Source organism: Archangium sp. (assembly GCF_036388035.1).
In the GTDB taxonomy this organism is placed as follows: Bacteria; Myxococcota; Myxococcia; order Myxococcales; family Myxococcaceae; genus Archangium.
Genome location: NZ_DASVSO010000288.1, coordinates 1 through 6993, shown reverse-complemented (window position 1 = coordinate 6993; position 6993 = coordinate 1). Strand labels below are relative to the sequence as shown.

Here is a 6993-nt window from a genome sequence, read left to right as displayed (position 1 = left end):
CCGCTTCCGGCTCGCTGGCCTGTGGGCCTCCCAGGGCGACCTCCTCAAGGCCGAGCTCCACTACCGCTTCCTCAGTCGCTCCCGCCCCGAGTGGGTGCAGGTGCGCTTGCAGCTCGCCCAGGTCATCGAGCAGCAGGGCAGGGTGGCGGATGCGGAGAAGGAATTGCTCCTCCTGAAGGGCGAGCAGCCAGGCAATGCCCTGGTCATCCGCCGGCTGGTCGAGCTCTATGAGCGCACCGGGCGACCCCAGCTCGCCAGTAAGCTGCGGGCCAGCCTCGAGCCCCCCGCTCCCTCGAAGAAGATGCGCCCCCTGCGCCCGTCGCGTCGGTAGGGAACCTTTCGTTCCCTGTCCGATTGCGCCCCCTGCGCCACTGCATACACTGCGCCCGCCTTGAAGACCGCCAACCTCGCCATCGTTTTCACCGACATCAAGGGCTTCACCGAGCGCACCAGCCGGCAGACCCTCGAGGAGAACCAGCGTCTGCTGCGGACGCACCACAACCTCCTCGCCCCCGTCTTCAAGGCGTTCGGCGGGCGCATCATCAAGTCCATCGGCGACGCCTTCCTCGTCACCTTCGAGTCGCCCACCCAAGCCGTCCTCAGTGGCATGGCCATCCAGGACCGGCTCTGGCAGTACAACCGCGGCGCCCCCGAGGCCGAGCGGCTGGATGTGCGCGTGGCCATCAACGTGGGCGAGGTGCGGCTGGAGTCCAACGACGTCTTCGGCGAGCCCGTCAACATCGCCGCCCGCGTGGAGTCCATCGCCGAGGCCGGCGAGGTGTACTTCACCGAGGCCGTCTACCTCGCCATGAACAAGGCCGAGGTGCCCTCGCAGGAGGTGGGCTCCTTCGAGCTCAAGGGCATCCCCGGGAAGATTCGTGTCTTCCACGTGCCTCGCGCGCCCTACCGGGTGGAGGCGCCCGTCGTGGTGCACCTGATGCCCGGGACCGAGGCCCCGGCCACGCAGGACCAACCCCCCTTCGCCAACCTGGCCCTCTCGCGCGTTCCCGAGTCGGCGCTCGCGCCGGGTCCGGATTTCGCCGCCACCGCGGCCGCCCTGGGCAACGTCGCCGCCACGGTGGGCGGGCAGCTCGTGGAGCGCACCCGCACGGTGAGCGGGCAGCTCCTGGCGCGTGGCCGCCCCCTGGGCGCGCAGCTCGTGGCGCGCACCCGCTCGGCCTTCCAGTCGATGAGGACGGGGGAGCGGCGTCTGCCGTTCGAGCCCCGGACGCTGGCGGTGGTCGTCGGGGTGCTGGCGCTGCTGCTCGGCATCGGCCTGGTGCTGGGGGATAGCGCCGCGGAGAACGCCATCGAGGACGTGGCCGCGGCCTCCTCCGAGCAGAAGTCCGCCCTGGCGGAGAAGGCCCGCAGGCTCATCTCCGAGGAGAAGAACGCGGGCAAGCGGGCCTGGCTCCTCGGGCAGCTCGACGAGGCCACGGGCTCGTTCGGCCGGGCGGTGGACCACTACCGCACCGCGGTGAAGGCCGACCACGGTGACGCCGAGGACCGGCTCATCGAGCTGCTGGAGCACTCGGAGTGCCGCGTGCGCTCCAGCGCCGCCGATGCGCTGGGAGACCTCAAGTTGGCGTCCGCGCGCGGCGAGCTGGAGGATCTGGCCGAGGACGGTGGCCCCGGTGAGGACCCGGGCATGCCGCTCTTCGGGTGCAACTCGCGCAAGGCGGCGCAGCGGGCCCTGGAGCGGCTCGGGCGCTGAGGCGCGCGGGCCAGCTCGAAGACATGAGGACCTCGTGAAGGGGGACGACATGGTGAGACGGGTGAAGACGGGACTGGATGTCTGGGTGGAGCAGGGCTTCGCGCCGCTGAAGGGCAAGCGGGTGGGGGCCATCGTCAACCCCACGAGCGTGGACTCGGGCTTCCGCCACCTGGCGGACCTGCTGGCCCAGGCGCCCGGGGTGAAGCTGGCGGCCCTCTTCGGCCCCGAGCACGGGGTGCGTGGCGAGGCCCAGTACATGGTGGCCGTGGGGGAGGCGCGCGACCGGCGCACCGGCGTGCCCGTGCACAGCCTCTACGGCTCCACCTTCGAGTCGCTCTCGCCCCGCCCCGAGTGGCTGGAGGGCCTGGACGCGCTCGTCTTCGACATCCAGGACGTGGGCAGCCGCTACTACACCTACGTCTACACCATGGCCCTGGCCATGCAGGCCGCCGGCAAGGCGAAGGTGCCCTTCTACGTGCTGGATCGGCCCAACCCGCTCAACGGCGTCACCGTCGAGGGCAACCTCGTGGGTGACCGCTACCGCTCCTTCGTGGGCCTCTACCCCCTGCCCAACCGGCACGGCATGACGGCCGGCGAGCTGGCCCGCCTCTTCAACGACGAGCAGGGCTTCGGGTGCGACCTCACGGTGGTGCCCATGGAGGGGTGGCGCCGCGAGCACTTCTGGTCCGACACCGGGCTGCCCTTCATCCCGCCGTCTCCCAACATGCCCACCCCGGACACCGCGCTCGTCTACCCGGGCATGTGCCAGGGCGAGGGCACCAACGTCTCCGAGGGCCGCGGCACCTGCCGTCCCTTCGAGCAGTTCGGCGCTCCCTGGGTGGACACGGACGCGCTTCTCGCTCGCTTGGAACGTGAGAAACTTCCCGGCGTCACCTTCCGCGCCGTGGGTTTCACGCCCACCTTCGACAAGTACAAGGGCGAGTCGTGCAACGGGGCCTTCATGCACGTCACGGATCGCAAGGCCTTCCTCCCCCTGCGGACGGGCATCGCCATCTTCCAGGCCCTCTACGAGCTGGGGCAGGGGGGGAAGTTCGCCTGGCGGGAGGACGCCTACGAGTTCGTCGAGGACGTGCCCGCCTTCGACCTGCTCTGCGGCACCGATCAGGTGCGCAAGGGGATCGAGGCCGGCTGGCCGCTGGATCGCCTGTTGGAGGGTTTCGAGGCCCAGGCTCGGGAGTTCACCAAGCGGAGGGAGCGTCACCTGCTGTACGCTCAAGGGTCGTGAGCCAAGACGTCATCGGGATTCTGGCCGACAGCCACGGAGATCTGGCCGCCTTCGACGCGGCCTATGAGCTGTTGCGGGGCAAGGGCGCCCAGCGCTTCATCTTCCTCGGGGGCCGCTACACGGACCTGGACGAGTGGATCCTCGATCGGCGCGAGCGCAGTCGGGGAGGCCGCGAGTACTCGGGCTCGGACTTCATCGAGGACGTGGCGCGCTGGCTGGCCGTCACCGAGCAGAAGCCCCGCCCGCGCTCGCTGTCCATCCCGGATGACGCGCTCAAGAGCCTCGAGGGAGATCCGCTGCTCGTCCGGGAGCACTTCCTGCGCACCCCGGAGAAGGACTCGCTCCAGTACCGCGACCCGAGCATCCCCCGGAAGGTGCTGGACATGGTGGGCGACACGCTGTGCTGCCTCGTCCACGACAAGAACGACCTGAACCGGGACGACCTGCTCAACGCGCTCATCTTCATCCACGGCCGGGAGTCCGAGCCGAAGCTGGTGCAGATCGGCCCGCGCTTCTTCCTCACCCCCGGCCGGCTGGCGGGGGCGGCGGAGCAGACGTGCGCCCTGCTGGAGCGCGAGGACAACGAGCTGCGCTTCTCCGCCTTCCGGCTGGATGGGAAGACGGTGCTGGAGCCGCAGACGCTGGCGGTGGACCGTAAGACGAAGCTGTCCATCAAGTGAGGCCCCCCGTGCAGGTCGCGCTCCTCGGAGGCTCGTTCAACCCGCCCCATGTGGGCCACCTGCTCGCCGCCCACTACGTGCGCGCCACCCAGGGCGTGGACGAGGTGTGGTTCATGCCCACGTTCCGCCATCCCTTCGGCAAGGTGACGGCGCCCTTCGAGCACCGCGTGCGCATGTGCGAGCTGATGTGCCAGGACGCCACGGGGTGGATGAAGACCTCGCGGGTGGAGAGCGAGGTGGGCAAGGACGGGCGCACGGTGGACACGCTGGAGTTCCTCCTCGCCCGCTACCCGGAGCACCGCTTCACGCTCATCCTCGGCTCGGACATCCTCAAGGACCTGCCGAGCTGGAAGGACTTCGACCGCATCCAGCGCATGTCTCGCGTGGTGGTGCTGTACCGCGCGGGCTACCCGGCCGACGAGGTCGTGGGGCCGCCGCTGGCGCTCGTCTCCTCCACGGACATCCGGGATCGACTGATGCGCGGCGAGCTGCCCTCGGACCTCGTGCCGAGCGCGGTGCTCTCCTACGCCCGCGAGCACCACCTCTACGGGCTGTGAGCCGGGCGCTTGCCGGCGCCCTCGCCTGAGGGGGGCGTGCCTCCGCTTCGATTTTCTCGAAGGTCCGGGGCCAGATTCTCTTTTGGACAAGGAATGCGGCGGGCTACAGATTGCCCGTGAGGAGCGTTCCATGAATTCGCCCACGAATGACCCGCCGCCAGTCTCTCCCCAGCGCCCGCCCTGGTTCGCGCTGTCGCCCGAGGCAGTGGTCGAGGCCCTGGCCACCCACCCCGACGGCCTGAGCGAGAGCGAGGCCCGCGCCCGGCTCGAACGCCACGGCCCCAACGTGCTGCAACAGGTCTCCGGCGAGTCGGCCTGGAAGCTCCTCTGGCGCCAGGTGAACAACCCCCTCATCTGGGTGCTGCTCGCGTCGGCCGGACTGGCCATCGCCCTGGGGAAGGTGACGGACGGCCTCATCGTCCTGGCGGTGGTGGTGCTCAACACCCTCATCGGCTTCGTGCAGGAGTTCCGCGCGGGCAGGGCCATCGAGGCGCTCACGCGGATGGTGCCGGAGAACGCCACCACGCTGCGCGAGGGACAGAAGGTGACGGTGCCCGCCTCCTCGCTCGTGCCCGGGGACGTGGTGCTGCTCGCCTCGGGGGACAAGGTGCCCGCGGACGTGCGGCTCCTCTCGGCGCGCACCCTCCAGGTGGAGGAGGCGGCGCTGACGGGCGAGTCCGTCCCCTCGACGAAGCGGGTGGAGCCCGTCGCCGCCAGCGCGGGCCTCGGAGACCGCACGAGCATGGCCTTCGGTGGCACCCACGTCACCTACGGCACGGGGACGGCGGTGGTGGTGGCCACGGGGCGCGCCACCGAGCTCGGCCGCATCTCCCAGTTGTTGCACGAGGCGGTGGACCTGCAGACGCCGCTGACGAAGGCGCTCGCCGTCATCGGCCGCTACATCACGATCGCCATCCTCGTCATCTCCGCCGTGCTGCTGGGCGTGGGGCTGGTGCGCGGCTACGGCGTGGCCGAGTCGCTCCTCGCCGCCCTCACGCTGGCCGTGGCCGCCATCCCCGAGGGCCTGCCCGCCATCGTCACCATCGCCATGGCCGTGGGCGTGCAGTACATGGCCGCCCGCCGCGCCATCATCCGCAAGCTGCCCGCCGTGGAGACGCTGGGCAGCACCACCGTCATCTGCTCCGACAAGACGGGCACGCTCACCCGCAACGAGATGACGGTGCAGGCGCTGTGGACGCCCTCCGGCGACTACACCGTGTCGGGCGTGGGCTACGCGCCCCAGGGCGAGCTGCGCCGCGAGGAGCAGCCGCTGAGCGCCCCTCCCGAGGACGCGCGCGCGCTGCTCGTGGCGGGTGCGCTCTGCAATGACGCCTCGGTCCGCTCCAAGGACGGCACCTGGGAGCTGACGGGAGACCCCACCGAGGGGGCCCTCCTCGTCGCCGCCGAGAAGGCGGGCCTGTCCTTGGAGGAGCTGCGCCGCCGCCACGCGCGTGTGGACGCCATCCCCTTCGAGTCCGAGAACCAGTTCATGGCCACCCTCCACGAGGACGGGCAGGGCGGCCGGAGCATCTTCCTCAAGGGCGCGCCCGAGGTGGTGCTGCGCCGCTGTGACGCGAGCGACGGCGTTGGCGCCGACAGGGTGCTCGCCCAGGTGGAGCGCCTGGCCTCGCGTGGCATGCGCGTGCTGGCCGTGGCGAGCCGGTCCGTGCCCGCCTCACACGACGCGCTGCGGACCGAGGACGTGACTGGCGGCTTCCGGCTCCTGGGACTCGAGGGGATGATTGATCCGCCGCGCGAGGAGGCCATCAGCGCGGTGAAGACCTGTCACACGGCGGGCATCACCGTGAAGATGATCACCGGCGATCACGGGAAGACGGCGGAGGCCATCGGCGGGCAGCTCGGCATCCTCGGCGAAGGCCGGGTGGTGACGGGCGCGGAGCTGGCCGGCATGGACGAGGCGCGGCTGCGCGAGGCGGCCACGTCCTCCAACGTGTTCGCCCGCGTGGCGCCCGAGCACAAGCTGCGCCTCGTGCGCGCCCTCCAGAAGGAGGGGCACGTGGTGGCCATGACGGGGGATGGCGTCAACGACGCGCCCGCGCTCAAGCAGGCCAACATCGGCGTGGCCATGGGCATCACCGGCACCGCCGTGTCCAAGGAGGCCGCGGACATCATTCTCACGGACGACAACTTCGCCTCCATCGCCGCGGCGGTGGAGGAGGGGCGGCGCGTCTACGACAACCTCATCAAGTCGCTTGCCTTCGTACTGCCCACCAACCTGGGGCTGGCCCTCATCCTCATCGTCGGCGTGGCCTTCTTCCCCATCCTCGAGATCGACGGCGAGCGCGAGCCGCTGCTCGCCATGCTCCCCAGCCAGCTCCTGTGGATCAACCTGGTGGCCACCATAGCGCTCGCGCTGCCCCTGGCCTTCGAGGCCCGCGAGCCGGACGTGATGAAGCGGCACCCGCGCCCGCCGGACGCGCCCGTGCTCAGTCGCTTCGTGGTGATGCGCACGCTGCTGGTGGCGGCGCTCATGTGCGCTGGCGCCACCGGGCTCTTCCTCTGGGAGTACAACACCGAGGTAGCGCGCGGCCTGGCCCATGCCGAGGCGCTGCGCGAGGCACAGACCATGGCCGTCACCACGGTCATCATGTTCCAGATCTTCTACCTGCTGAACTGCCGCTCGCTGCTCGACTCGGTCCTGCGCATCGGTCTGTTCAGCAACCCCGTCGTCTACCTGGGCATCGGGACGCTGGTGCTGCTGCAGCTCGGCTTCATCTACCTGCCCTTCATGCAGCGCGTGTTCGGCACCGCGCCGCTGACGCTCGAGGCGCTGGG

Annotated in this window: 5 protein-coding genes and 1 pseudogene; all 6 read left to right on the top strand. The window is 70.4% G+C overall.

What is annotated here, in order from left to right; all coding sequences use genetic code 11:
* Positions 1–331: pseudogene (locus tag VF697_RS12170) on the top strand (hypothetical protein); the annotation flags it as partial.
* A 60-nt stretch (positions 332–391) separates the two neighbouring features.
* Positions 392–1714: an adenylate/guanylate cyclase domain-containing protein gene (locus VF697_RS12165; RefSeq protein ID WP_331094470.1), complete on the top strand. Its 1323-nt coding sequence runs from the start codon at positions 392–394 to the stop codon at positions 1712–1714.
* Between the two features lie 52 nt (positions 1715–1766).
* Positions 1767–2960, top strand: coding sequence for an exo-beta-N-acetylmuramidase NamZ family protein (locus VF697_RS12160; protein ID WP_414641275.1), 1194 nt, complete (start codon positions 1767–1769; stop codon positions 2958–2960).
* Positions 2957–3640, top strand: coding sequence for a hypothetical protein (locus VF697_RS12155; protein ID WP_331094469.1), 684 nt, complete (start codon positions 2957–2959; stop codon positions 3638–3640). Before VF697_RS12160 ends, VF697_RS12155 begins: the two co-directional genes overlap by 4 nt.
* Entirely contained in the window at positions 3637–4197 is a 561-nt protein-coding gene (gene nadD / locus VF697_RS12150) for a nicotinate (nicotinamide) nucleotide adenylyltransferase (protein WP_331094467.1), read from the top strand. Before VF697_RS12155 ends, nadD begins: the two co-directional genes overlap by 4 nt.
* Before the next feature lie 130 nt (positions 4198–4327).
* Positions 4328–6993: HAD-IC family P-type ATPase (locus tag VF697_RS12145; RefSeq protein ID WP_331094465.1), on the top strand; the 2666-nt coding region annotated here is incomplete at its 3' end.